This is a genomic window from Geobacter sulfurreducens PCA (assembly GCF_000007985.2).
Classification (GTDB): Bacteria; Desulfobacterota; Desulfuromonadia; order Geobacterales; family Geobacteraceae; genus Geobacter; species Geobacter sulfurreducens.
In genome coordinates this window covers 3,681,209-3,707,290 of the sequence record NC_002939.5, presented here as the reverse complement: position 1 = coordinate 3,707,290, position 26,082 = coordinate 3,681,209, and the positions used below count along the sequence as shown (strand labels likewise).

Sequence of the window (26,082 nt, the reverse complement as noted above, 5' to 3'; positions counted from 1 at the left end):
GCTCCCGGAGTCCAAGCTGGATTTCGCGCCGGTGTGCTGCGAAGCGCGGGTGAGGATTCATTATAGTCCAGCCGGCAACCCATCCGCAAGGAAACCGGTGGCCGAAGGCTGCCGGCGGGGCTCTGTTGCTAGCGGGCTGTTTTTACGGTACAAAGTAAAGGGTCGGCAGGCATGCCGCAATGGGGCGGCTGTACACTGCCAGGCCGGAGCCCGCGTGCGACGAGGTTTTCGCACCGCCGCCGAGGGATGGGGCGTGATTTCATACTTGGATGACGTATTTTTATTTGTGTGCGCAGGAATCGCGATTGCCCTTTCGGTGGGCTCTGCCGGTCATGCCCTTGTCATGAAGCGAGACCCCCGGTCAGCACTCGGGTGGATCGTTGTCTGCCTCACGGTCCCGCTGTTCGGTCCCATTTTCTACTGGAGCATGGGGGTAAACCGCATCTTCCGCCGGGCCCGCAAGTGGCAGGAAACAGGGCGCCGTCTGGCTGGGGGAGAGCACTTCCGCTCAGCCCAGGAGCATGAAAGTGCGCCGACTCCTCCGGCGGGGGCCGAATACCTCTCCGAGCTGCGCCATCTGGCCGATCGGGTGGTGGGAGCCCCTCTGGTCCAGGGAAACCGTATAATCCCCCTGGATGGTGGCGAAGGGGCGTACCCCGCCATGCTGGAAGCCATCGCCCATGCCCGATCCTCGGTCCACCTTTCTACCTATATCTTCGATTCCGACAGCACCGGCCGCCGGTTCATCACTACGCTGGCCGCCGCCGCGGCGCGTGGTGTCATCGTGCGGGTGATCGTCGACGGCGTCGGTGAAAAGTATTCATGGCCCCGTGCCAGGACTCTCATGGAGGGGACGGGAATCAGGGTTGAGCGGTTCCTGCCGTTGCGACAGGGGATCTACATGAATCTGCGCAACCACCGCAAAGTCTTGGTGGTGGACGGCCAGCTGGCATTTACGGGGGGGATGAATATCGGGGACCGGCATGTGGCTGAAAAGGCGGGTGACGCCGTGTCGCGGGATGTTCACTTCTCGGTGGCGGGTCCGGTGGTGGCGGGGCTTCAGCAGGTCTTCCTTGAGGATTGGCACTTCGTCACCGGCGAACTTCTTGATGACACCCGGTATTTCCCTCCGATCCAGCCGGCCGGTCATGCCCTGGCCCGTCCCATCGGCGACGGGCCCGACAAGGAATACCATACGCTCCATTGGATCATCATGGGAGCCCTGTCGTGCGCCACTCGGACGGTTCAGATCATGACACCGTACTTCATCCCCGACCGCTCACTTGTTTCGGCCCTGGTCACTACGGCGTTGCGGGGGGTGGAGGTCACCCTCGTTTTGCCTGAGAAGAACAATCTTCCCTTTGTCCACTGGGCCACCAGGGCCTATCTCTGGGAGCTTATCCAGCAGGGAATCAGAGTGTTTTACCAGCCGCCCCCTTTTGCCCACACCAAGCTTTTCATCGTCGACGGCCTCTGGAGCATGATCGGCTCGGCCAACCTGGATCCCCGCAGCCTTCGGCTCAACTTCGAGCTCAATCTGGAGGTTTACGATCGGGAGTTGGCCGGAACCCTTTCCCGTCACTTCGCCGTAACCGTTGCCCGCTCGCGACAGGTGAGCCTGACCGAGATGGACGGCCGCCCACTCCCTGAAAAAGTGCGGGACGCCACGGCCAAGCTCTTTTCTCCCTATCTGTAGTCCTGGCTACAACGGCTCGCGGTATCGGGTCGCTGTCATTTCCGGTAGCGCTCGATGGCAACGAGTGCCCTGTCCAGAGCTGCCGGGCAGTGGGCCTCGATGGTCCAGACGGCCTGGGGGGCGTGCCGGGCCATGAGGGAAAAGAAGAGATCAAAATCGATGGCCCCTTCGCCCAGCGGCAGATGGTCATCGCGGGTGCCGAAATTGTCGTGGATGTGGGCCTCCGCCACGAAGCGTCCCATGGCATCGAACCATTCCTCCATCCCCACCGTGTGAAACAGATTCCAGTGCCCCACGTCGAAGCAGTGGCAGAAGCGGGGATGGTCGATCTCTTCCAGCAGGGCTCGCAGGGTTGAAGGCTCCTCCTCGAAGATGTTTTCCACTGCGACTGTACAGCCAATGGGTTCGGTCCGCTCCAGCACTCTCCGCCACGTCTCAATACTGTGGGCGAGCCAGATATCCTGGTTCTCGCCGTAGCGCCAGCGGTCATAGCCGGGATGGAAGACGATCACGTCGGGCCTGAGGATTGCCGCGGCGTCAATCACCTGGTTGAGCCGATGACGGGTAGCCTCGCGGATGAGGCGTTCGGCCGAGCCTGGGTTCAGGTCCACGAAGGGAGCATGAATGGTGGAGCGCAGCCCGGTGGCGTTCAGGGTGTCGGCAACGGCTATCAGTTTTTCCGGGACAAGGGAGTCCAGGGCCTCACCCGAAAAGTGGACTTCGGGATTGATCCCACGGGCGGCGACGGCCGTCAGGTTGTCGGCCAGCATCGGGTAGGGGACATGGGCGTGGATGCGATCGGACATGGTCAGAGAGCTCTTTCTTTGAGTTTATTATGAGTGGTGTCGGCGCAGGAGTCACAAGCCGCCAGGAGATCCAGCGCGGCAATTGCCTCCGGCTTCCCCGGCCGATGACGCTGAGGTTAAGGTTCTTTGCGCCAAAGGATACTATCCGGTGTCGTAAATGGCAAGGGCGTAAGGGTGCTTTGTAACAGACCTTTCTTTTTTAAAACATGCTAACTCCTGCTTGACAATCCCTGTATACTGTATACAATAAGTCAGCCCCCGCCGGAGTGGACTTATGAAAAAACCGATGGAGAAGCACCTCACCCTCAGGGAAAAGATCCTCGAAACCATTCGCGATGCCATCATGACCGGCGCCCTCAAGCCGGGAGAAAAAGTGGCCGAGCCTGATCTCGCCGAACGGTTCGGCATCAGCCGCACACCGATCCGGGAGGCGTTCCGCCAGCTGGAGTCGGAGGGATATCTGACCGTGATCCCGCGCAAAGGAGCGGTTGTCACGTTTTTCTCTCCCCGTGATGTGGAGGAATTTTACGCCATCAAGAGCATTCTTGAGGGGTATGCGGCCCGCCGCGCCTGTGAGAAGCTCACGGACAAGGAAATCGAGAAGCTTCGAACCATCAACGAGAAATTGCGCCACCTGGCGGATGAGGGTGACGTACGCCACTTTTTCCGGATTCACAACGATTTTCATGAGCTGTTCCTTCGGGCGGCCGATAACGAGAAGCTCTCGGAGCTCGTCACCAACCTTGTCCGGAAGTTTCAGCGGCTTCGCTACGCCTCCCTCAGCCTGCCCGGTCGGATGCATATTTCCGTGAAGGAGCACGAACGGATCATTGAGGCATTTCAGTCCCGCAATGCCGACATGGCCGAAACCCTTGTCCGCAAGAACGCTGAGTACGGAGGCCGGGTCCTCATGCAGGAAACCGACGGCGCACCTCCTCTCAAACCTGCCGAACAGGCTGCTGCCCTGCAACTTGATATCTAGTGTCCCGCTTGGTTAGTTTCTTCTCGCACTCGAGGTCCTTTTAGCCGCAGCCGGCGCTGCGGCTCCTTGGCGTGGCCGGACTGGGTCTGTGTCGCCGCCACAATCACAATACCTCACAATTTTCCCCAAGGATTTACCAACCGAGACACCGGACGGGTTGACGATACCCCGTTCACCTTCCCTTCACCCGCCTTGACAGCCCTGAGTCAATCTGGTACTGAGGTCTAAGCTGGCTTTGCGCCGCCATTTTTGTGCCCGGGGAGACTACCGTGACCATCTTTAGCCGCATTCCCAAGGTTGACCGCATCCTTGAACAGGACGAAGTCAGGCGGTTGCTGGCAGACCATCCTCGACCCACGGTTCTCGCCGCCGTTCGCACCGCGCTCGATGCCTTGCGCGCCGAGGCCCGCGCAGGATCGCTACGTGAGCAAGACCTGGCAGACGGTGCGGTTGCCGGCCGAGTCGGTCGCGAGGTGGCCCGCAGCACGGCGTGCAGTCTTCGCCGGGTGGTGAACGGCACCGGCGTCGTCATTCACACGAACCTGGGGCGTTCTCCCCTGGCAGAGCGGGTGCGGCAACGTGTCGACGACACCGCCTACGGCTACTCCAACCTGGAATTCGATCTGGAGCGGGGCGAGAGGGGGAGCCGATACTCCCATGTGGAGAAGCTTCTTTGTGAACTGACCGGCGCAGAGGCCGCGCTCGTGGTCAACAACAACGCAGCGGCGGTCCTCCTGGCTCTGTCCGCCCTGGCCGGCGGAAAAGAGGTCATTGTCTCCCGGGGAGAACTGGTGGAGATCGGCGGGTCGTTCCGGATCCCGGACGTCATGCAGCAGGGCGGGGCCGTTCTCCGCGAGGTGGGAACCACCAACCGGACCCACTCACGCGACTACCGCCAGGCGGTAACTTCCGAGACGGGACTCTTGCTCAAGGTTCACTCCAGCAATTTCGCGGTGGTCGGTTTTACCGCAGAGGTGACGGCCCCGGAGATGGTCGCCATCGGCCGCGAATTGGGCCTGCCGGTCATGGCCGACATCGGCAGCGGCTGTCTCATTGATCTCTCCCGTTTCGGTATCCGGGGGGAGCCCACGGTGCAGGAATTCGTCTCCGTCGGGGTGGATGTGGTCACCTTCAGCGGCGATAAACTCCTGGGCGGTCCCCAGGCCGGGATCATCGTGGGGCGCAAGGCGTATGTGGATCCCTTGAAAAAGCATCCCCTGCTCCGGGCCATTCGTATCGACAAGCTGACCCTGGCGGCCCTTGAGGGAACCCTGCGCCTCTACCGGGATGAACGCCAGGCCCTGGCGGAGGTTCCAACCCTCCGGATGCTGACCGCCTCGGCCGAGGAACTGCGGCTCCGCGCCCGGCAGTTCATGCGCCGTCTGCGCCGCGGCGTCCCTTCTTCCGTGCGGCTTGCTTCCCTTGACGGCGTTTCCCAGGTGGGTGGGGGTGCCTATCCCCTCCTGGAGTTGCCCACGACCCTCATCGCTGTAGACGTGGACGGGGTGTCTCCCCAGGAGATGGAGGCGCGGCTCCGGCGCATGACCGTGCCGGTGGTCGGGCGCATCAACCGGGGACGTTTCCTGCTCGATGCGCGGACCCTCCTGGACGACGATGCCCCGGCGGTTATCTCCGCCCTGCGGGAACTGGCCAGCTGACGGGGCCGGGGGCAATCCTTCGCACTACTTTTGGCTGGTCTTTTAGCGATCCTTCGGTATAATCAGCTCATTCCGGCCCGACCGGCGCCGTTTTCCGCGCAGGCCGGGCCGTATTTGTGGCGACGTTCAGCACGGCGCCAAGAGGAGAAACCATGGCCGTTTTCGCCCTGGTCCCGGCCGCCGGCATGGGTAAGCGGATGGGGGCCTCCATCAACAAACAGTACCTCATCCTGGCGGGGAGACCGATCCTCGCCCATACCCTGAGTGTTTTCGAGGGGGCGTCCTTTGTTGACGGCATATTTGTCATCACTCCCGAGGACGAGATTCCCTTCTGCCGTGACCACGTGGTTGAGCGCTACGGCTTCACCAAGGTTCGCGGCATCGTTGCCGGCGGTGCGGAGCGCCAACATTCGGTCCTGAACGGGTTGCGGGCCATGGAGGGAACTGTGGCGGACGACGACGTGATCCTTATCCATGATGGGGTCCGCCCCTTTGTCAGTACGGACGTGCTGGCCCGGGCAACCGCGGTGGCCCGGGAGGACGACGGAGCCCTTGTTGCCGTGCCGGCCAAAGACACGGTGAAGACGGTTGAAGACGGCATCATCACCGGTACCCCTCCCCGGGAGACCCTCTGGCTCGCCCAGACGCCCCAGGCGTTTCGCTACGCCGTCATCCGCGCGGCTCACGAAATTGCCGACGCGGAACGCTTTCTCGGCACCGACGATGCCATGCTCGTGGAGCGCCTGGGCCGCAGCGTGCGGATCGTCGTGGGAGATTACCGCAACATCAAGATCACGACGCCCGAGGACATGGTCCTGGCCGAGGCGTTTCTGAAGGAGCTCGCGGCGTGAGCGGGCGACCGGCTCCGCGCGTTGCTAAAGAGAGGTGCATACCATGAGGATCGGCCACGGCTATGACGTCCACCGCCTGGTGGCGGGACGGAAACTGATCGTCGGCGGCGTCGACATTCCCCACGAACTGGGCCTGCTGGGGCATTCGGATGCCGATGTGCTGCTCCACGCCATCTCCGACGCCATTCTCGGTGCCCTGGCCCTGGGAGATATCGGCAAGCATTTTCCCGACACCGATCCCCGGTACAAGGGCGCCGACAGCCGGGCACTGCTCCGCCATGTCATGGAGCTGGCAACCCGGAAGGGATTCCACCTCGGCAACTTGGATGCCACGATCGTGGCCCAGCGTCCCAAGATGGCCCCCCATATCCCCCTCATGCGAGAACATATTGCCGCTGACCTGATGGCGGACCCCGATCGGGTGAACGTCAAGGCGACCACCACCGAAGAACTTGGGTTCGCGGGGCGTGGCGAGGGGATCGCCGCCTATGCGGTGGTGCTCATGGAAGAGAAATAGCAGCCCAAAGAATTGCGCGAGGACAGCCTAATGTCGACCACCGAACCAGCCCACGTCACCAACTTCCTGCGAACCATCGTCGAGGATGATCTCAAAAGCGGCAAGCACCGGACTATCGTCACCCGTTTCCCGCCCGAGCCCAATGGCTATCTCCACATCGGCCACGCCAAATCCATCTGCCTTAACTTCGGGCTGGCGCGGGATTTCGGCGGACGCTGCCATCTCCGCTTCGACGACACCAACCCGGTGAAAGAGGAGACCGAGTACATCGAGTCGATCAAGGAGAGCGTCCGCTGGCTCGGCTTCGAGTGGGGGGAGCATTGCTATTACGCCTCCGACTACTTCGAGCAGCTCTACCAGTGGGCCGAATCCCTCATCATACAGGGCAAGGCCTACGTAGACGACCTGACGGCCGATGAGATCCGCTCCTACCGCGGCACCCTCACCGAACCGGGCAAGGAGAGTCCCTCCCGCAGCCGCACTGCAGAGGAAAACCTTGATCTGTTCCGCCGGATGCGGGCCGGCGAGTTCCCGGATGGGGCAAAGGTGTTAAGGGCCAGGATCGACATGGCCTCTCCCAACATCAACCTGCGGGATCCGGTCATGTACCGGATTCTCCATGCCCCGCACCCCCATGCCGGCGACAAGTGGTGTATCTACCCGATGTATGACTACGCCCATGGCCAGTCGGACGCCATTGAGGGGATCACCCACTCTATCTGCACCCTGGAGTTCGAAGATCATAAGCCGCTTTACGAGTGGTTTCTGGACAACCTGCCGGTGCCGAACCGGCCGCGCCAGTACGAGTTCGCCCGCCTGAATCTCACCTATGCGGTCATGAGCAAGCGCAAGCTCCTCCAGTTGGTTAAGGACGGCGATGTGACCGGCTGGGATGACCCGCGCATGCCGACCATCATGGGCATCCGCCGCCGGGGCTTCACGCCCGAGGCGATTCGGAATTTCTGCGACACCATCGGCGTGGGACGCAGCGACAGCTGGATCGACATGAGCATTCTGGAAGAGAGCGTACGCCAGGATCTGAACGAGCGCGCGCCCCGGGTCATGGCGGTCTTGCGGCCCCTTCGGCTGGTGATCGAAAACTATCCCGAGGGGGCGACGGAGGATCTCACCATTGCCTATCACCCCCAGCGTCCCGACCTGGGGAGCCGGTCGGTCCCCTTTGGCCGGGAGCTTTTCATCGAGCGCGACGATTTCATGGAGGTCCCTCCCAAGGGGTTCAAGCGTCTTTCGCCGGGCGAAGAAATCCGCCTGCGGGGCGCGTACATCGTGAAATGCACCGGGGTGGAGCGTGATGGCGAGGGGAACGTGACCACGGTACGCTGCACCTATGATCCGGAGACCCGCAGCGGCCTTCCCGGCTCGGAGCGTAAGGTCAAGGGGGTCATTCACTGGGTCTCGGCGACCCATGCCGTGACTGCCGAGGTCAGGCTTTACGACCGGCTCTTCACCGTTCCCAACCCCTCGGGCGACGACTGGAAGGAGCTTCTCAATCCCCTGTCGGTGGAAATCGTTCGGGATTGCCGGCTGGAGCCCTCCCTGGCTCTGGCCCGACCTGAGGATCGCTTCCAGTTCGAGCGTCAGGGATACTTCTGCGCTGACCGCGTCGATTCGCAGCCCGGCGCGCCGGTCTTCAACCGGACCGTGACGCTGCGGGATTCGTGGGCCAAGAAGTAATACGTAGAATTAAGAATCTGAAAGGGCTTTCCATGGCATTGCGCGTCTACAACACGCTTTCGGGCACAAAGGAAGATTTCGTCACACTTGAGCCGGGCCGGGTGAAGATGTATGTCTGCGGCGTCACGGTCTACGATCATTGCCACATCGGCCACGCCCGGGCCAACGTGGTCTTCGACATGATCTACCGCTACCTCCGCCATGCAGGCTACGAGGTGACCTATGTCCGCAACTATACCGACGTAGACGACAAGATCATCAATCGGGCCAACAAGGAAGGGGTGCCGTTCAACGTCATCTCCGAGCGTTTCATTGCCGAGTTCGACCGGGATATGGCGGCTCTGGGGCTCGATCTGCCGACCTATCAACCCAAGGCCACCGAGCACATCGCCGAGATGATCCAGGTCATCGAGCGTTTGGTGGCAAAGGGTTTTGCCTATGCCGCCGACGGAGACGTCTACTTCAGCGTTGAGGCCTTCGATCAGTACCTGAAGCTCTCCAAGCGCAATCTTGAGGAAATGCAGGCCGGCGCACGCATCGAGGTGGGAGAGAAAAAGCGTCACCCCATGGACTTTGCCCTCTGGAAAGGGTCGAAGCCGGGTGAGCCCTACTGGGATTCCCCCTGGGGCCAGGGACGTCCCGGCTGGCACATCGAGTGTTCAGCCATGAGCATGAAGTACCTGGGCGAGACGTTCGATATTCACGGCGGCGGCAAGGATCTGGTATTTCCTCACCACGAGAACGAGATCGCCCAGTCCGAGGCGGCCAACGGCAAGCCCTTTGCCCGCTACTGGATTCACAACGGCTTCGTGAACATCAATGCCGAGAAGATGAGCAAGTCCCTCGGCAACTTCTTCACCATCAAGGAAGTGCTGGAGAGCTATGACGCCGAGGTGCTCCGGTTCTTCCTCCTGTCGGCCCACTACCGTTCCCCCATTGATTTTTCGGATCAGAACCTGAAGGAGGCCGCAGCTGGTCTGGAACGGATCTACAATGCCCTGGCCGGCATCGACGAGGCAGTGGCCGCAGACGGCACGGGGGCGGGGCGGATCGACGAGGAGCTGGCCGAAAAGGCGGCCGGACTACCGACACGCTTCCGTGAGGCCATGGACGATGATTTTAACACAGCCCAGGCGTTGGGTTATGTCTTTGATCTGGTGCGGGCGGTCAACCGGGTGCTCGCAGAGGGTGAGATCGACCGGGCCGTACTTGCGAGCGCGCGGGAGGCAATCGATCGGGTGGGAGCGGTGCTTGGCCTGTTCACCTCGGAGCCGGGCGCATTCGTGGAACGGCTCAAAAGCCGCAAGGCGGCGGCTCTACCCATTGAAGCCGCTGAGATCGAGCGCCTGATCGAGGAGCGAAATGCAGCCCGCAAGGCCCGGGATTTTCGTCGTGCCGACGAGATTCGCGATACCTTGGCGGCCCAGGGGATTTTGCTCCTCGACTCAGCCCAGGGAACAACCTGGAAGGTGAAATAGATGAGCTGAAACAAAAAAGCGAATCGCCGCGGATTGATTCCGCCCGGTTCGCTTCATGTGCCGACGATGTGCGGGGCACCCCTGGTGAGGGGTGCCCCATTTTTTTGTGAAAATCAGGCGGCCTTCTGGTCTCCGGGTTGAGACTGTTCGAGTTGGACGGAGAAAAGCTCCATAGCCTCCCTCATGATGTCCGACACGCTCTTGTGAGTGGCTTCCATGATTGCCTGCAGGCGATCACGCTCTTCGTCGCTGATCCTCATGGAGATAACGTTGTACCGCGGATTTTCTCTCATTCTTCCCATGTCTGGTATCCTCCGTGTATTGATTGGCATCGTTGATATCGATTTTGCGTAGTTACTATGCCATATACATGCCAGATCCGAAGGATGGAGAAAAAAATTATAACCTGTCGAAATCATTATTAAGTTAAATATAAAAATTATCTAATAAAAATCTTCGTATACATCCTTGTGTCACGGTTGGCACAGGCTTGGCCAAAAGTGCACACTATTGTCTGTCCCCCTGCGGCATATCCCGCACCTCTTTGTCTTTGAGGCGATACTTGTCGAGCAGGCGGTAAAAGGTTCGGCGGGGAATGTTGGCGAGCCGCGCGGCACGGCTCACATTGCCGTTTGCCTCGGCCAGATAGCGCTGGATCAGCTTCTTCTCGAGCTTGACCACATGCCTTTCGCGCTCCGCGCGGAAGGAAGCCCGGATATCCAGGTCGGCGGTCGGGCTTCCTGCCAGATTTTCCGAAAGGGCCAGGGGGAGGTTCTCCAGGTGGATAACATCGTCGTGGGCAAGAACCGCAGCCCGTTCGATGACGTTCTGCATCTCGCGGATATTGCCGGGCCAAGGGTACTTGGTGAGGGCGATGACGGCCCGCTCTTCGATGGCTGAGAGCCGTTTGTTCAGTTTGGTGCTGGCTTTTTCCATGAAGTGGTGCGCCAGGATCGGAATCGACTCCACCCGGTTGCGCAGAGGCGGCATGGTAATGGTGAAAACGTTGAGGCGATAATACAGATCCTCGCGGAACCAGCCCTCCCGTACTCCTTCTTCGAGGTTCCGGTTGGTTGCGGCAATGAGGCGTACGTCGACCTTGCGGGCGGTCGTACCCCCAACGGGACGCACCTCGCCCATGTCGAGGACACGCAGGAGCTCTGCCTGCAATTTCGGCGTGATATCGCCGATTTCATCCAGGAAAATGGTGCCGCCGTCGGCGGCCTCGAACAGCCCCTTTTTCTCGGCGATGGCACCGGTGAAGGCCCCCCGCTTGTGTCCGAAGAGTTCGCTCTCCAGAAGGGAGTCGGTGATAGTGGTGCAGTTCACGGTCACCAGGGGCTTATCGTTGCGCTTGCTGAAGCGATGAATGGCTCGGGCGGTGAGTTCCTTGCCGGTTCCCGACTCGCCCCGGATCAGAACCGTCGTCGGCGTCGGCCCCACTTGCTTGATGAGATCAAGTACTTCCAAGGTCTTGCGGTCGTTGCCGACGATGAACTCGTCAGTATACTCGCGGTCGAGTTCTCGACGGGCGAGCTCGTACTTCTGGATCAGGCGACCACGATCCTCTTCCAGTTGCTGGAGGTTGTAGGGAAGGCACATCTCGATCTCGGCCAAGCCCTGGTAGACCGCCACGGCATACTCGCGGCAGGTGCGATAGCCGCAGGCGCGGCAATTGAGTTCGTCCTTGACCGAGTACTTGCTGGTGGCTTGCAGTATTTTCTTGATATCATTTGTTTTTGGCGACTCGAGGCGCGCGTGCTTGCTGGCAAAAGAGCGGTCCAGGCCGGTCTGCTCACGGGAGGAGAGATAGTGCGGAGCCGTCTCGTAGGGGATGTCCTGCTTGTAATGGTTAATGATCAGGTTGCGGCGGTAGAATTCGGTCAGTTCGCTATTGCGGCCGGGACCGCCGATGCACCCGTCATAGCAGAAGCGCAGATCGGCAAAGCGGGGGGCGATCCTGCCTGCAGCCAAGTCTCTGATGATGCCCATGACGTTTACTTCGCCGCAGGCGGAGACTATTTCAGTGTCAAGGGGGTCCGCCGACATGGAGAACGACCGGAAGGTTCCCTCGTTGATGGGGAAAAGTCGTCCCACCGTGGGCGCAAGCCCGTCGAAGGGAAGCGCATCGAGGGCCGGGAGGGAAATCTGCCGGCTGCGGAAGATGCCCTCCAGTTCCCGATAGGTGAGAACAATGTCGATGGCTCCCCGCGTTTCGGTCATCTGGGTTTCGAACTTTGCGGCAATGCAGGAGCTGATGTAGACCACCTTGGTCTTGGGGCCCAGAACTTCCTTGAGATAGCGGCCCATGGCGATCATGGGAGAAACGACGGGCACCAGGTTTCTGAGCAGTTTCGGGTAGTGTCGCTCGATCAGGTCAACGATGGCCGGGCAGTGGGATGAAATGTAGGTCCGGTCATTATCGCCGGTAATACGGGCGTAATCGTCAGCGATCAGTTCAGCACCGTAGGCCCCTTCGTGGACTTCACGGAAGCCGATCCGCTTGAGGCCGGCCACAAGCTGGCCCGGTGCAACATTGTGAAAAAAGGCTGGAAATGATGATCCGAGCACGGCGATTACCTTGTCTTCCGAGGTGAGAAGACTCTCGGTAACACCCACTTTGTCGGCCACCATCTTTGCCCGTTGGGGGCAATTGCTCAGACAGTTGCCGCAGCCGATGCAGCGGTCAAAGATAATTTCGGTGTAGCGTTTTTCAACCTTGATTGCCTTGACCGGGCAGCTCCTGACGCAGCAGTAGCACTTGCGGCACTTTTCCTTGTCGGTAATTATCGGCTCCATGTCGCCTCCTGTACATGTGAACCATACACTATTGAGGGGGTGGTGTGCAATAAGTGACACATAAAGTATACGCTGTGCCAGATGTGGCGCAGTGGGTTGGCGGCAAAAAAACACCCTAGCGACTAGGAGGGAAAGTCGACTAGGGCATAATGAGGATCTCTCGACCCTCGCAACTCTTTTTCTAAGTAAACTATAGCGCGATCATCCAGCCTCTGCAAGTAAATAGGAGAAGATAATTTACTGTATTTGAAGAGCTTTTCATGTGTAGTCTCTTGTGGGCCGGCGTACCTTTGCCGACCGGTCCGGCCCGATTGCGACCCCCCTGCGATTGTGGTATAACCTCCACAACCCCCGTGGAGGGGAATCCCATCCCCGAAGGAGAACCGACCATGGACCTGAGCCTGGACGAGCATAAACTCATCATCGAATTCCGGCGGCTGTCGGACAGCGGCAGAAAGAGCCTGCTAGATCACGCCGCCGTGCTTGTGCGGCAGGAACTGGACAGGAGCGAGCCGGACAACCCTGCCCCCGAGAACCGCTGTTCCGTACCCCAGAGCGAGAAGCGCCCTGAAGCGGCCAAGGAGCCGATTTTCACGGAATAGATATCCACCATTGCGTGCCGTTCGACGAGAGTCTGACGGCGCGCCGTTCTCACCGCCGTTTCGAGCCCACTACGCCATGCATATGCCCCGTACCCTGGTCAGGATCATAGTCGTTTTCCTCGTCACGTTTTTTCTTCAGTCCATCGCTCGGGCCGGGGATTCCCGGCTTTCCGTACCTCCTCTCGCGAAACCGCCCCTGGGTGAGCGGTGGTTCGGTATCTTCCTGGGGGGGGAACGGACCGGTTTCGGCCGGCAGGTGACAACCTCGGTGGACGACGGCTACGAGATGATAGTGGAAGGGAGCGTCAGGATGGTTGTCCTCGGCTTCTCGCGCGAGGCGGCTTCCCGCGAGGTCTATCGGGTGGGACGTGACCTCGCCCTCCGCTCCTTCCGGGTGGAGCAGGTGCTTGACGGTACTCCCCAGCGACTGGAGGGTGAAGCGACGCCGGCGGGAGTGAAGGTACGGCTCGAACGGGGAGGCAGCCGGAAGGAGAAGCTCCTCAAGACCAAGGGGGCAGTATACCCGCCGCCGGCCCTGAACCTCTATCCGCTCATGAAGGGGGCCGTTGCGGGGAAGCGCTACAAGGTAACCATGCTCGATGTGGAGGGCGTTTCCCTGAAAAGCGTCGCCATCACCGTGCAGGGGGCGGATACTGCGGCAGGCGGGATACAGGCCATCCACATGGTGAACGACCTCTACCCCATGGTCGACAATGAAGTCTGGGTGGACCGGGATGGGAACACCCTCCGCGAGTCGGTGCGTGACGGCCTGGTGGAGACCGTGGCCGAGGCCGGCGACGCAGGGCGGCGATTCCTGGCCGAAGCCACCCTGGCCCGGCGTGACATGATCCTCGACTTCAGTCTTGTCCGGTTGAATCCTCCCCTTGAGCGGGTCCGGGAACTCAAGAGCCTCGTGATCACTCTTGAGGGAATCCCCCGGGAGATGTCGCTACCCGATGGGGGAGGGCAGAGCGTGCGGCGTCTGGGCGACGGAAGCGTGCAGGTCACGGTGGAGCCGGTGGTGCCGTCCGCTACGGCGGGTGGAGATAGCGCACCTGCGGTTGCTGGAGCTGCCCTGGCCCCCTGGTTGGCCCCTACCGACCTCCTGCCGGCGGATCATCCCGAGATCGTGGCTACGGCCCGGCGGGTTATCGGGGATGATGTCTCCGCCCGGGGCCGGCTGGTAAAACTGGTGAGCTGGGTGAGCAGCTACGTGAAAGACAGTGTCACTGATGCCCCATCTCCCCTCGACACGCTTGCCTCGCGAACGGGAAACTGCCAGTCGCATGCACGCCTTTTCGTCTCCCTGGCCCGTGCTGTGGGCATTCCCGCCCGTTTCGTATCAGGGCTTGTCTCCCTGGACGGAAAGGGCCTGCTCTATCACAGTTGGGCTGAGGTTTTTGTGGATGGCGCCTGGCAGCAGGTTGACCCCACTTTTGATCAGGTTCCTGCCGATGCCTCGCATGTGAAACTGGTTGAGGGGGAAAGCCCCGACCGGCTGGCGGCCATTGCCGCCGTGGTCGGCAGGATCAAGGCCCGGGTGGTTGAGATGAGGTAGGAAATTCCTTGGCGTAGCGCCGCAGCAACTGCTCAATCCGCCGCTTTGCAGTCGCGGTGACCGGCCCGACGGCCACGAGGTTGAGGGCTGCCGGAGCAAAAAGCCGCCGTGCGACGGCCTGCAGGGTGCCCTCATCCACGGCCTCAACCTCGGCCCGTTCCTCGTCGATCCCCTTGACCATTCCCATTAGTTCGCCCCACCCGTAACGCACCTGCATTTCAAAGGTGGAATCTTCGCTGTAGGCAAGGTCGAAGAAATATCCCTGCCGAACCCGGCGCAGCTCCTCGGCGCCAACCGGCTCCGCCGCGAGTTTCCGGGTCTCCCCAAGGACTTCCTCCACGGCAGTGAGCAGATTTTCCGGTGCAGTGGACAGTTCGATGGAAAAGCAGCCGGTCTCATCGTAGGCGGCAACCTGAGCGTCCACGGAGTAGACGATGCCGAGCCGTTCCCGCAGGTTCAGGTGAAGGCGCGAACAGCCGCCTCCCGCCAGAACGCGCCGGAGGAGCCGGCTTGCCGCCAGCTGCGGGTCCGGGCGGGAGAATCCGCGAAAGGTTATCTGGAGATCCACCTGGCTGTCTGCGTCCTTCACAAAGAGGCAGCGGGGTTCGTCCTGGTTTGACGGCGGCGGCAGCCGGCCGGGGGCGGACGGTCCCGCCCAGGTGCCGAAAGCGTCGGCGACGGCCCCGAATACGTCGTCGGCCCTGACCCGTCCGGCGGCTACGACCACTGCGTTGGTGGGCACGTAGTAGCGGGTCATGTGACCCTTCAGGTCGGCCTCGGTGATAGCCGAGATGGTGTCGAGGTAGCCGATGGTCGGCATGCCGAGGGGGTGGTCGGGCCAGAGCATGCTGCTGGAGAGGTTGTCGGGGTTGATGTCGTCGCCGTGGTCGTTGATGTCTTCCAGGGCTTCCTCGGTGATGATCCGCTTTTCGATATCAATGCCCGGAAAGGTCGGCGTGAGGACCATGGCTGCCAACAGGCGCAGCCCTTCGGCCACGTGATCGGGGTGGACGCGGGAATAGTAGCTGGTGGATTCGGCGTCGGTCGCGGCATTTACGCAGCCGCCGATGGCCTCGAAAGCGGCTTCCAGCTCCAGGTTGGTCGGGTGCTCGGCGGTGCCCCGAAAGAGCATGTGCTCCAGGAAATGAGCGAGGCCGGCCGTGGCGCGGCTGTCGTCGCGACCGCCAACGCGTACGTAGACCGCGATCTCGGTACTGTGGAGGTGGGGCATTTCCACCGCCACCACACGCAGGCCGTTGGGGAGAGTTTTCCGGTGGGCGGTTGCTGTCATCGGGCCTCGGCGCTGATGGCCTGGATGGCGTCTAATACTACCCCGTCGTACTTGTCGCGGGAGAGGGCCATGGCCACGGGGGGAATGCGCAGCAACGACTTGACGAGGCCGAAGCGCATGTCGCGGGGGAGAATGTCGATGTAGCGGACGAGGTTTTCTTCCTGTTCTGGCGCCAGTGCCCCGTTGCCCGCAAGAGTGGTGACGATGTCGCTCATGGTGACTGCCTGCTGGTCGTCCCGCTGGGCCCTGAGCTTCTCAGCCACGTGGTCCCAGTGATTCAGCACCTCGCCGGCGGTTACGGGCCGGGCCGCATGGTCGGCACACCAGCGCAGAAAGGCGATGGCAGCCTCTTTGCCGATAATGCCGGCGTAGATCTCCATCTCCAGTTCCCGGGGAAAACGGCACTGCCGGCGCAGGATGCTCACCATTTCCCAGCCCCGCTCGGTGGGCTCGGCGACCATCTCCAGGGGGCTCCCCTGGCTGGCGAGCAGAGAGGTGTTGGCCGCCAGGAACCGGCGCACTCCCTGGTCCAGATCCCTGGCCGCGGCGTAGCGCGCCCAGCACTGGTAGTCGGTCTCCACGTAGAGCATCACCATCCGGTCGATGAGAGCCCGGTCGAGGGTGGCCACCTGGTAGGTGCCGTCAGGCGGGTTGATAGTTACCACAACCTTGTGCCGGGGGTGGAGAGTGTGGGTGTGGAGCGCACGGCGGTTTCCCTCGGAGGGGGGCTCCACGAACTGGAAGATGGCCTGGAGGGTGTCCTCCTGCTGGGCCCGGTTCAGTTCATCGCAGTGGATGACCGTGTCCGGAGCGTCGTCGTCGGGCCACCAGCAGGGGCGCGACCAGTACATGACGTCCTTTTCGCGATAGGGGATGCCCACCAGGTCCCCCACTTCCATCTGGCCAAGGCGAATAGGTTGATAACGGCGGCCGGTCTCCCGGCAGAGCTGTATGATGCCGGCGGTTTTGCCGACCCCCCGGTGGCCGACGATGCACGGCGTCAGGTCGGTCCTGGCGAGGATCTCTCGCAGGACCGCCTTCATTTGTTCGACATTCATGGCGTTGTCCAACCTCGTTGCGAATATGTTTCAACCATAGCATGATTTCAACGGGCAGGTCCATACCTCCTCCGGCACGTTCGGGGAACATCCTTGACTCAATCCGGGCGAAGTGCTATAACCTCCTCCCTTTGCAGGCGTCGGCAAAACGGACTAACGGCCAGTGGCCACGAGGATACCAACGATGAGCGGCAGACCGATTTCAGCAGGAGATATCATAGAGGCGCGCTGTACCAAGTGCCGGGCGGTGTACAATCATACCATCGTGGCCATGATCGGAACGCGGGTGGTGAGGGTCCAGTGCAATACCTGCGGCGGCCAGCACAACTACCATTCGCCCCAGGAAGAGAAAAAAACCGTTGAACGGTCGTCAGCACGCCGGCCGGCCGGGGAGAAGTCGCGCCGGGCTTCGGCCGTGGCGGGTCCTTCGGAATGGGAGCACGCCATGGAGGGGCGCGATTCGGCCTCAGCGGTCCCCTATGCCATGGATGCGTCTTTCCGGGTCGATGCGCTGGTGAATCACCCGACGTTCGGCATCGGCATCGTGACGGCAGTCATCAAGCCGAATAAGGTCGAAATCCTGTTCCGGGACGGGAAGAAGCTGTTGCGCTGCAGTCTCTGACTCACGTCCCCTCGGGCGGAGAGGCTGTCCGCATCTCTGCCGGAGAGCACTGCTCGGGCGGGAGGGTAAAAAAGAACGTCGCCCCCCGATCCGGTTCCGCCTCGGCCCAGATGTCCCCCCCGTGTCGATGGACGATCCGCTGCACGGTAGCAAGCCCGATGCCGGTCCCCTCGAATTCCGCCGGCGAATGGAGACGCTGGAAGGCTCCGAAGAGCTTATCGGCAAAGGCCATGTCGAACCCCACGCCATTGTCGCGCACCAGGAACACCTCACGGCCGTTCCGACGCACCACATCAACCTCAATAACCGCATATTCCCGCTTCGAGCTGTACTTCCAGGCATTGCCGATGAGATTCTGAAGCACGAGCAGGAGCAGCCGTCGGTCGCCCCAAGCGGTCATTCCCTCCGTGATCCGCACCTCGACATTCCGGTCGTCATCACCCTCGCGCAGGTCCTCGATCACACCTCGTGACAGCTCCGTCAGATCGACCCGTTCACACTCCATCTCCGCACGGGACACTCGCGACAGCTCCAGCAGATCGTCGATGAGCTGTCCCATACGGTGGCTTGCCGCCTGAAGGCGTTGCAGGAAATGCTGCGCCTGCTCGTCCAGCAGCGGCAGGTACTCATCCAGAAGAATCCTGCTGTAGCTGTTGATGTGCCGCAGGGGAGCCCTCAGGTCATGGGAAACCGAGTAGCAGAACGACTCTAACTCCCGGTTGGAACTCTCCAGCTGGGCGGTCCGCTCCCGGACCCGCTCCTCCAGGGCGACGTTGAGCCTGAGGATTTCCTCCTGTGCTTCCTTCAGATGGGTGATGTCGTTGCCGATGCTCAGAATCTCCCGAAGGTTGCCCCGTTCGTCCGCCAGGGGCTTGTTGGCCCAGCTGATCCATACGCGTTCACCGTTGCGCATGACATTCTCGTTGACGTTGTGGGTGTAGCTGTCGGGGTTCTCGCAGATTTCCCCGATCATGGCTGCCAGATCCCTGCCCGTAGATTCCCGTTCCGGGGTGATGGTCCCCACCACGCTTTTACCCACCAGCTCTATGGCCGGGTACCCGAAAAAGCTCTCGGCGAACTCGTTCAGGTAGGTTATGTTCCCGCTCGTATCGAAACGCAGGATGATGCTGTTGGCGTTCTGCACCAGCTGGCGGTACTCCTGCTCGGAGGTGCGGAGTCTGCGCTCCAGGAGGGTACGCTGGCGCAGCATGATAACGAGCAGAGCAATGATCCCGCACAGCACCAGGAAGGCTGAGGCGGCGATGGCCAGTTCGCGGCGATAGGTATGCAGGGGGCGGTTAGGCTCGTTGACGATTTCGCTCCCGGCGGGCAACTTGACGTGGCTGATGCCGAAGCGTTTCAACTCGCTGTAGTCGAAGCGGAGAACCGGCGGGACCGCGTGACTTATCCCGATGGATTCGGGCAGTTCACCCTTGACGATGCGCAACGCGATCCGTCCGGCGGCCTCTCCCTGCTGTTGGCCGGACAGCAGGCTGCCGCCGACGATGCCCTTGCCCAGCTGGAAGGTCCAGAGACCGTAGATGGGGACCTTGGTCCGGTCATGCACAAACCTCAGGACCTCCTCATAGCTGAAGGATCGGCCCTGGCGATCCCGGTTGAAGGCCCCAAGGATGATCAGGCAGTTATTGCCCAGGCGTTCAACGGCCGTGGCAAGTTCCGTCATGGTCACATCCTGGATGATTGCGATGTCTGCCCGGTCGCGGTACCTGCCCTTGGCCTGCCGGACACTGTCGGCAATGGCCCGGCCGGTTTCGGTCGTGTCGCTGATGACCACCACCCGGCGTCGGTCGGGGTGGAGGGAGAGGGCGAGAGAGATGGTCCTGAGGGGATCGGCTTCCTCCACGACGCCGGCGATGTTGGACATGCCGGCCAGGGTGCTGTCGGAATATCCGTTCAGGCCGCAGAACACGATGGCCGCTCGGGGAAAGATCCCGGCACGGTGTTTCACGGCAAAGTCGAAGGCGGCGTTGTCGGTGGTGACGACCACCTGGAGGCCGGCGCCGGCAAACTTGTGGCGGAAGAGGTCCGCCAGGAGCCGCTCGTGAATTGGCCCACCGTAACGCTTGGCGTCAAGGTATTCCACAAACGGGTCCGCATCAGGGTCGGCCTCCCTGAAGGCAGCCATGATGCCGGCCGTCACTTCGCGGGTCCAGGTGAAGCCAGGATGGTACGAGTGCAGCACAAGGATCTTGCCGAGGAGGGAGCCGGGAGCGGAGGCATGGGCCGTCTGGGGCGAGAGGGCAAGGAGAAGTGTCAGGACCGCCAGGATCGATGCGAAAGAGCGCCACAGATGCGCCCACGACCGTTCGAGGCGTGTCCGAAGCAAAAGCAACCAGGGGAAGTGGCTGGCGGCCAAGGGATTCATCCGGTGTTCTCCGGGTAAGGCTGTAGCCCTACCTTGTTCGCGGTATCCCGCTCCGGAGGATGCGGCGACCGCGTTCAGGAGGCCGAAACGGCCGAATCACGGGAAGCGGAGCCGCTTCCGATTATCTTTGATGCCTTGCGTCGCGCCTTGTCGGCATACATGCGCTGGTCCGCCAGGCGCCAGCTTTGTCCGAGGGTGAGCGGTGCCGTGGCCGTGGCGGTGCCCAGCGAGAGGGCTAGTTCGGGAGAATCTCCGTCGGAGTTGAGCAGCGCTACGGTTTCCCGGACACGTTCCAGTGCCTCCAGCGCCGTTTCGTGGTCGGATCCCTCCATGATGACGGCGAACTCGTCGCCGCCGACCCGCGCCACCACGTCTTCGGACCGGAATGCCGCCCGCAGGGCCTGGGCCGCCTTGATGATGAGAGCATCGCCCGCCGTGTGGCCGAAGGTGTCGTTGACCGTTTTCAGATTGTCCACGTCAACCATCACCATGCTTACGGGGAAATGCCGTCCCCGGTCGATCCGCTGCATCTCCGCCTCGAAAAAGAGGCGGTTGTAGAGCCCGGTCAGGGAGTCGTGGTTGGAGAGGTGGACGAGCCGGTCTTCCTTCTCGATGAGCCGGTTGACGAGGCCGTTGAATGCCTCGGCCACCCGTTCGATCTCGTCCCCCGAACGGATCAGCACGTTGCGGTGGGCACCGCTGTCCTCGGCCTCGCGAATCTGGCACTCCAGCGCGAGGATCGGCAGTGTCAGCCGGCGCATGAGAAGCCAGATGGCCGCGACGCTCAAGAGTCCCCACGGGATGATGGCCGCCCATGCCGAACGCTCCGCCATGCGGAGCGGCGCATAGGCCTCGTCCTTCGGCAGGTCGGCCGCCAGGGTCCATGTCGTCTGGCTCAGCTTTTTCAGGGTACTCAGCATGGGGGTGCCGTCGCTGACCGTTTCGGCCGAGATGACGCCTCCTCGGGGCACGGAGGATGCGTGGTTCAGAACCTCCGAGCTGACGTTCTGCTGCAGGATATTTTCCCGTTGGGGATGCATGATCAGGACGCCGTCGTCGGCAAACAGGTAAAAGTGACCTCCCTTGCCGATGCGGGTTGAGGCAAGGGAGCCGATGAAATTCCCCTTGAGCAGATCCATGCTCCCCCCGAGAATGGCAACGAGGGTTCCGTTCGGCGTAAAGACCGGGGCAGTGAACATGACGGTGGGATGGTGGTGGGGCTGGCTCGACACGAAGGGCCTCGAGATGTAGGGGCGCTCCGAGATCCTGGTCTGCCGGATGTACTCGCGGGCGGAGAAGTCGAGGCCGGTTCGCTGCAACCCCTGATTAGTCTCGGCCATCAAGATTCCGGCGGGCGTGAACACGAACACGCCGTTGTCGAAGAATGCCGCCAGCAGGGGATAGCGATGAAGAAAGCGCCGGGCGCTCTCGGGGGACGTCACGTCGTCGGCAGTGGCCATGCGAGCGACATTTATGAGGGCGTCATGGCTGCCCTGGAGCTTTTCGTCAATTTCAGCGCCGATTCGAGCCAGCAGGGTCGCCTGGTGGGTATTCACCACGTCCCGCAGCGACCTTCCGAAGAACTCAAGTGTCAGGTAGACCGCAGTGGGAGCCGTGGTAAAGAAGACGAGGAGCACAAAGAGGGCTGTTTTGGTTTTCAGGCTTGCTCGTCTCATGTCGCGCCGCCGTGGGAAAAAGTAGTAACCAGTAGTATATCATTTCGTCACCGTGGTTTCATTGCTTGAGCTTTTTTGCATCCGAAGCGACTCCAGCCTGTGCCCTCCGGCAATAAACCGCTTTTCCCCCGCCGGTGATGGTGGTACTCTCCTCCCATTTCGCGGAGGATGGAGTGCATGGATACCCGCAACAGGATGATTCTTTTCAACGGCCTGGTGGTTAATGTGGAACAGATGGACGTCCGGATCGGCGCCAAAGGGTGGCACACGTTTCAGGTTGTGCGGCATCCGGGCGGGGTGGGAGTCCTTCCGCTCCACGAGGACGGAACGGTCACCCTGATCCGCCAGCTCCGGCCGGCCGTGGACGATATGCTGCTGGAGATCCCGGCGGGTCGGCTCGATCCGGGCGAGGAGCCTTCCGCCTGCGGCCGGCGCGAATTGACCGAGGAGACGGGACTTACGGCTGAGCGGCTCGAATCCCTCGGCACGATCCTGACCTCTCCGGGGGTCTTCGACGAGCGGATCCACCTGTTTCTCGCCGTCGGTCTTACCCAGGGGGAAGCGACCCCCGAGCAGTACGAGGAAATCGAAACCGTGCGCCTTCCCCTGGCCGATGCCCTGGCCCTGGCCGCCGAGTGCGGAATTCGGGATGGCAAGACCATTGCGGCCCTTCTGCGGGCCTCGGTGCGCCAGTCATGATCCTGACGGCGCGGGTGGGGGCCGACCAGGCCGGCGTACGGCTCGACGAGGGGGCGGCGCGGCTCTTTCCCCAGCTCTCCAAAACCCGGATCCGTACTATCATCGACTGGGGAGGATGCGCTGTGGGGGGGACCATGGTGCGGGTGGCGTCCCGCCGTCTTCAGGCTGGTGACGAAATCGTCCTCGGGGTAATGGAGCCGGAGCGTTACCGGGAGATTACCCTGGCACCCGAAGATATCTTGTTTGAAGACGGCGGCTATCTGGCCGTGAACAAGGCCTCCGGACTCAACTGCCAGCGGACTCCCTACCAGCTCAAGGGGACCGTTGAGTATGCCGTGACCCTCCACTTCCGGGCCTGTGGCAGCGCCGAGCCCGCACGAGTGATCCACCGCCTGGACCGGGGCACCTCGGGGGTTATGATCTTTCCCGCCTCCCGCCGGGCGGCAGCCCATATCTCGCGGGAACTGAAGGAAGGGAGGGTGGAAAAGGTCTACTGGGCGCTGGTAGCGGGCATGCCGCTGGCCGATTCCTGGCAGGTCGACGCACCCGTGGCCAAGGTGGGTACGTCCCGCTACGGGGTGGCGCCGGTCGGCAAGGCCGCCTTGACCGAGTTCCGGGTTGTGGCCCGGGGGAACGGCGCGACTCTGGTGGAAGCCCGTCCCCGCACCGGCCGCACCCACCAGATCCGCGTCCATCTGGCCCATGGGGGGCTTTCGATCATCGGCGATACGACTTACGGCGGTATCGCCGCGCCGCGGATGATGCTCCACTGTCGAACCATGACCTTTCGGGCTGAAGACGGCCGGCCGGTGAGCGCCACGGCCCCCCCTGACCGGGAGTTTACCGCCGCTTGCGAACAGCACGGAATCCAGTTCGGCGGCGCATGACGTATTGACTTGATTTTTCGTTTAAATCCGGAGATAAAGAGAACGAAATTACGTAACGGAGGGGTTTATGCTACGAAACATTTTTGTCACGATTGCTGCTGCCATGGTTCTCAGCCTTGCCGCCGCCCCACTCGGTGCAGTGGAGAAGGTTTCGACCACTACGGCTGCGGCGGCACAGAAGAAGGCGGGTCGCGGCTGCTGCATGAAGGAGGAGGCTCGGGATGGGCAGGGATGCTGCTGTTGCTGTTGTGATTGCGACGCCCCGGCGGATGGCTCCTGCTGCAAGAAAGGCGGCAAGGGCCGCGGCACGAAGCGCGGCTGCGCCAAGCAAGGCATGGGGCCGAAGGACTGCCCTGCCGCGTCCGGCCAGAAGGATGACGCCCCGGCCGATCGATGAGCGGTGGGCTGTTCTGACTGATTGAATGGGCAAGGAAACCCGGCGGGGGGATGACGGCATGTCATCCCCCCGTTGTCGCTTAACGGAACCAGCTTACCCGGACAAAGCTCTCCCCGTGGCTCCACCGGTAGTGGAGCTCTCCCCGGTGGGCCTTGAAGATCTCGCGGCCCAGCTTCTGGGCCAGTTTGTCCTCGGTGGTGGCGATGGTGAGGACGTTTTTGTCCTGACTGATTTCCATGATGCGTCCCAGGGGGTTCTTTACCCGGGACTTGGCCTCGATATTCTTGATTGAATTCAGGATGGCGTCTTCGTGCGCCAGGAGGTAGTCGCCGGCAAAGGTGACGATACCGCCGGGGTTGTTGTCGGCCATCCGCTGACAGGCGGGGCAGACCACCTTGGCGAGGCTGCCGGTTCCCGCCTCCTCCCCTGCAACGGCCCAGCGCTTGTTGCGGTAGAGCGCGCCGCATTTCTTGCACAGGGCGGCTTCATGTCCCTCTTTCGGCAGGTAGACGTCGGTACTGCGCGCGGTCCGCTGTCCCTGCTCCTCGACTACCGATTTGTGAGTAACCCGTGACATGTGCTCCATCTCCTTTCCCTGAGAGGATGCGGGAGTTCGGTAGTTCCTCGTTCTCCTTAACGTTCAGTATATCACCCGGTCCCCCGGTCTCAATCGGTTCCGTCCGCCACTGCGGCAACCACCCGGTTCCGCCCCCCTTCCTTTGCCCGGTAGAGGGCCCGGTCGGCGGCCTCGACCAGTTCCCGCCCGTCCTCGGCGTCGTCGGGGAAGGTGGCGATGCCGATGCTGACCGTGAGAGCGCCGCCGGGCTGGGTCTCCCGGAGCGGGAAGAGATGCTCTTCCACGGCCCGGCGCAGCTTCTCGGCGGCCAGCAGAGCCAGCTCCCTGGTGGTTTCGGGCATGATGACGACGAACTCCTCCCCCCCGTAGCGTGCCGCGATGTCCGAGGTCCTGATGCAGCCGCGGAACACGGCGGCAGCCTCCCTGAGGACCTCGTCGCCCCGGAGGTGGCCGTGGCAGTCGTTGTACTGCTTGAACCAATCGATGTCGATCATGGCCAGCGAGCAGTTGCGGCGGTAGCGGCGGGCGCGCTTCAGTTCGTGGTCGAGGCTGAGCCAGAACTGTCGGAGGTTGAAGAGCCCCGTGAGGGGATCGGTGAAGGCCTCGCTGGCGGCAATCTCATAGTTGCGCTTCAGGAAGTCGTAGCTGAGTTTTCGGGCAATGAGTCCCCGCGCCGCCATGAGGAGATCGCCCATTTCGGCGGGGAGAGCGAAAAATCCGTCGGCTCCCGCCTGGGCACACCGGGACCGAACTGATGCATCCCGGTGGGGCGCGGTGATGATCACCGGAATCTGGGAGCTCTGTTCATGGGCCTTAAGACGGGAGCAGACGTCGATTCCGTCGATTCCCGGCAAGTCGAGGGCGAGGATGCAGAGCGCCGGTGTCTGTGCGATCCCCTTGTCGAGGGCGTCCCGCCCGTCCACGGCGGTAATGATGTCACACCGCTCCTGTCGTAATGCATCGGCCAGCTCCCGGAGCCGTTCAGGGTCCTGGTCGGCCAGGATAACCCGGGGCGGTGGACCGACCCGTTCAGCGGGGCCTTGGCGGGGGAGCACGACCGTGAAGGTACTCCCGATGCCGGGGGTGCTCTCCACGGCTATAGTGCCGCCATGCAGCTCCACGAAACGTTTGACCAGGGTGAGCCCGATGCCGAGGCTGCCCGGCTCTGCCTGCCCCCGTTTTCCCATCTCGAAGCTCCGGAAGATCTGCTCAAGCTCCTTGCTGCCGATACCTCTCCCTTGGTCAGAAACCGTGATCCGGAGCTCTTCGCCTCTCCCGCGCCGTTTTACGGGGTCGATGGCGACGTCCACCCGTCCTCCCCGGTCCGAGAACTTGAGGGCATTGGTCAGCAACTCTTCGATGATGAAGGTGAATTTCCCCTTGTCGGCAGTGATGGTGCATCCGTCTTCGCCGCAGCAGGCATGGAGCTCCACCCCCCGCTTTCCGGCCGCTCCCCGCAGGCTGTCCATGACGTGGTCCAGCACTTCGCGCACCGGGAACTTCCGGGGCAGGAACAGGGCCATCCCCAGCTCGTCGTTGCAGAGGGAGAGGACCCTTTCCAGCAGCCGCTGAAGCCTCTTGCCCCGGGCAATAATCGTGTCGAGGCAGATCCGCTGCTCGCGGGTGACCGGCCCCATGGCCCCTTCCCGCAGACACTGGGCGAAATCCACAATATGGTTGAGAGGGCGCTGGAACTCCCGCGACATGTGGGACAGAAAGTCGGTCTTTACCTGATCGGCGAGGAAGAGGCGCTCGTTGACGCGCTCCAGTTCCTCGGTCCGCTCCATGAGCAGGCGGCGCAGGAGGTCGAGCTCCCGCGAACTGACGATCGTGCGCCGGCGCGTCAC

General features: G+C 62.1%; 22 protein-coding genes. 13 read left to right on the top strand and 9 right to left on the bottom strand.

The window, feature by feature from the left end; genetic code table 11:
- Nucleotides 1-253: 253 nt before the first annotated feature.
- Nucleotides 254-1,696, top strand: coding sequence for a cardiolipin synthase (gene cls, locus GS_RS16890; RefSeq protein ID WP_010943983.1), 1,443 nt, complete (start codon nucleotides 254-256; stop codon nucleotides 1,694-1,696).
- Between the two features lie 35 nt (nucleotides 1,697-1,731).
- Here cls and GS_RS16885 read toward each other — a convergent pair whose 3' ends face one another.
- Complete coding sequence (locus GS_RS16885) at nucleotides 1,732-2,502, bottom strand: sugar phosphate isomerase/epimerase family protein (RefSeq protein ID WP_010943982.1); 771 nt, start codon at nucleotides 2,500-2,502, stop codon at nucleotides 1,732-1,734.
- A 274-nt stretch (nucleotides 2,503-2,776) separates the two neighbouring features.
- Here GS_RS16885 and GS_RS16880 point away from each other — a divergent pair, with 274 nt between their 5' ends.
- From GS_RS16880 to cysS, 6 genes are all read left to right on the top strand, one after another.
- Nucleotides 2,777-3,484 carry a GntR family transcriptional regulator gene (locus tag GS_RS16880; RefSeq protein ID WP_010943981.1) on the top strand — a complete coding sequence of 236 codons (708 nt, stop codon included), beginning with the start codon at nucleotides 2,777-2,779 and terminating at the stop codon, nucleotides 3,482-3,484.
- Between the two features lie 269 nt (nucleotides 3,485-3,753).
- On the top strand, nucleotides 3,754-5,142 hold the full coding sequence (gene selA, locus GS_RS16875; RefSeq protein ID WP_010943980.1) for an L-seryl-tRNA(Sec) selenium transferase: 1,389 nt from the start codon (nucleotides 3,754-3,756) through the stop codon (nucleotides 5,140-5,142).
- A 152-nt stretch (nucleotides 5,143-5,294) separates the two neighbouring features.
- Nucleotides 5,295-5,993, top strand: a complete 699-nt coding sequence (gene ispD, locus GS_RS16870) for a 2-C-methyl-D-erythritol 4-phosphate cytidylyltransferase (RefSeq protein ID WP_010943979.1) — start codon at nucleotides 5,295-5,297, stop codon at nucleotides 5,991-5,993.
- A 43-nt stretch (nucleotides 5,994-6,036) separates the two neighbouring features.
- A complete protein-coding gene (gene ispF / locus GS_RS16865; RefSeq protein WP_010943978.1) occupies nucleotides 6,037-6,510 on the top strand; it encodes a 2-C-methyl-D-erythritol 2,4-cyclodiphosphate synthase in 474 nt (157 codons plus the stop codon).
- A gap of 30 nt (nucleotides 6,511-6,540) precedes the next feature.
- Complete coding sequence (locus GS_RS16860) at nucleotides 6,541-8,205, top strand: glutamine--tRNA ligase/YqeY domain fusion protein (RefSeq protein ID WP_010943977.1); 1,665 nt, start codon at nucleotides 6,541-6,543, stop codon at nucleotides 8,203-8,205.
- A gap of 32 nt (nucleotides 8,206-8,237) precedes the next feature.
- On the top strand, nucleotides 8,238-9,683 hold the full coding sequence (gene cysS / locus GS_RS16855; RefSeq protein WP_010943976.1) for a cysteine--tRNA ligase: 1,446 nt from the start codon (nucleotides 8,238-8,240) through the stop codon (nucleotides 9,681-9,683).
- 113 nt (nucleotides 9,684-9,796) lie between these two features.
- Here cysS and GS_RS16850 read toward each other — a convergent pair whose 3' ends face one another.
- Nucleotides 9,797-9,985 (bottom strand): hydrogenase expression protein HypE, encoded by a 189-nt coding sequence (locus tag GS_RS16850; RefSeq protein ID WP_010943975.1) that lies wholly within the window; start codon nucleotides 9,983-9,985, stop codon nucleotides 9,797-9,799.
- Nucleotides 9,986-10,190: 205 nt separating this feature from the next.
- On the bottom strand, nucleotides 10,191-12,482 hold the full coding sequence (locus GS_RS16845; RefSeq protein WP_010943974.1) for a sigma 54-interacting transcriptional regulator: 2,292 nt from the start codon (nucleotides 12,480-12,482) through the stop codon (nucleotides 10,191-10,193).
- Between the two features lie 389 nt (nucleotides 12,483-12,871).
- Between GS_RS16845 and GS_RS16840 the strand changes: the two genes are divergently transcribed.
- A complete protein-coding gene (locus GS_RS16840) occupies nucleotides 12,872-13,084 on the top strand; it encodes a hypothetical protein (protein WP_010943973.1) in 213 nt (70 codons plus the stop codon).
- A 76-nt stretch (nucleotides 13,085-13,160) separates the two neighbouring features.
- Complete coding sequence (locus tag GS_RS16835; RefSeq protein WP_010943972.1) at nucleotides 13,161-14,642, top strand: transglutaminase-like domain-containing protein; 1,482 nt, start codon at nucleotides 13,161-13,163, stop codon at nucleotides 14,640-14,642.
- Here GS_RS16835 and GS_RS16830 read toward each other — a convergent pair.
- Nucleotides 14,614-15,933, bottom strand: coding sequence for a M16 family metallopeptidase (locus tag GS_RS16830; protein ID WP_010943971.1), 1,320 nt, complete (start codon nucleotides 15,931-15,933; stop codon nucleotides 14,614-14,616). The genes GS_RS16835 and GS_RS16830 overlap by 29 nt on opposite strands.
- Nucleotides 15,930-16,991, bottom strand: coding sequence for a hypothetical protein (locus GS_RS16825; protein ID WP_010943970.1), 1,062 nt, complete (start codon nucleotides 16,989-16,991; stop codon nucleotides 15,930-15,932). Before GS_RS16825 ends, GS_RS16830 begins: the two co-directional genes overlap by 4 nt.
- A 184-nt stretch (nucleotides 16,992-17,175) precedes the next feature.
- Here GS_RS16825 and GS_RS16820 point away from each other — a divergent pair, with 184 nt between their 5' ends.
- Nucleotides 17,176-17,613 (top strand): hypothetical protein, encoded by a 438-nt coding sequence (locus GS_RS16820; protein WP_010943969.1) that lies wholly within the window; start codon nucleotides 17,176-17,178, stop codon nucleotides 17,611-17,613.
- 1 nt (nucleotide 17,614) lies between these two features.
- Here the strand turns inward: GS_RS16820 and GS_RS16815 are convergent, their stop codons facing one another.
- Nucleotides 17,615-19,999 (bottom strand): ATP-binding protein, encoded by a 2,385-nt coding sequence (locus tag GS_RS16815; protein WP_010943968.1) that lies wholly within the window; start codon nucleotides 19,997-19,999, stop codon nucleotides 17,615-17,617.
- Between the two features lie 74 nt (nucleotides 20,000-20,073).
- On the bottom strand, nucleotides 20,074-21,675 hold the full coding sequence (locus GS_RS16810; protein WP_010943967.1) for a sensor domain-containing diguanylate cyclase: 1,602 nt from the start codon (nucleotides 21,673-21,675) through the stop codon (nucleotides 20,074-20,076).
- A gap of 177 nt (nucleotides 21,676-21,852) precedes the next feature.
- Between GS_RS16810 and GS_RS16805 the strand changes: the two genes are divergently transcribed.
- The 3 genes from GS_RS16805 to GS_RS16795 all read left to right on the top strand — a co-directional run bounded on the left by GS_RS16805 (nucleotide 21,853) and on the right by GS_RS16795 (nucleotide 23,658).
- The gene (locus tag GS_RS16805) at nucleotides 21,853-22,374 is read left to right on the top strand and encodes an NUDIX hydrolase (protein ID WP_010943966.1); all 522 of its coding nucleotides are present in this window, start codon (nucleotides 21,853-21,855) and stop codon (nucleotides 22,372-22,374) included.
- The gene (locus tag GS_RS16800) at nucleotides 22,371-23,261 is read left to right on the top strand and encodes an RluA family pseudouridine synthase (RefSeq protein ID WP_010943965.1); all 891 of its coding nucleotides are present in this window, start codon (nucleotides 22,371-22,373) and stop codon (nucleotides 23,259-23,261) included. The genes GS_RS16805 and GS_RS16800 overlap by 4 nt, the downstream gene beginning before the upstream one ends.
- Before the next feature lie 67 nt (nucleotides 23,262-23,328).
- A complete protein-coding gene (locus GS_RS16795; protein ID WP_010943964.1) occupies nucleotides 23,329-23,658 on the top strand; it encodes a hypothetical protein in 330 nt (109 codons plus the stop codon).
- Nucleotides 23,659-23,737: 79 nt separating this feature from the next.
- On the opposite strand, the gene GS_RS16790 is transcribed toward GS_RS16795, so the two are convergent.
- Both GS_RS16790 and GS_RS16785 read right to left on the bottom strand, forming a co-directional pair.
- A complete protein-coding gene (locus GS_RS16790; RefSeq protein ID WP_010943963.1) occupies nucleotides 23,738-24,235 on the bottom strand; it encodes a BCAM0308 family protein in 498 nt (165 codons plus the stop codon).
- Between the two features lie 89 nt (nucleotides 24,236-24,324).
- The gene (locus tag GS_RS16785; protein WP_010943962.1) at nucleotides 24,325-26,082 is read right to left on the bottom strand and encodes a sensor domain-containing diguanylate cyclase; all 1,758 of its coding nucleotides are present in this window, start codon (nucleotides 26,080-26,082) and stop codon (nucleotides 24,325-24,327) included.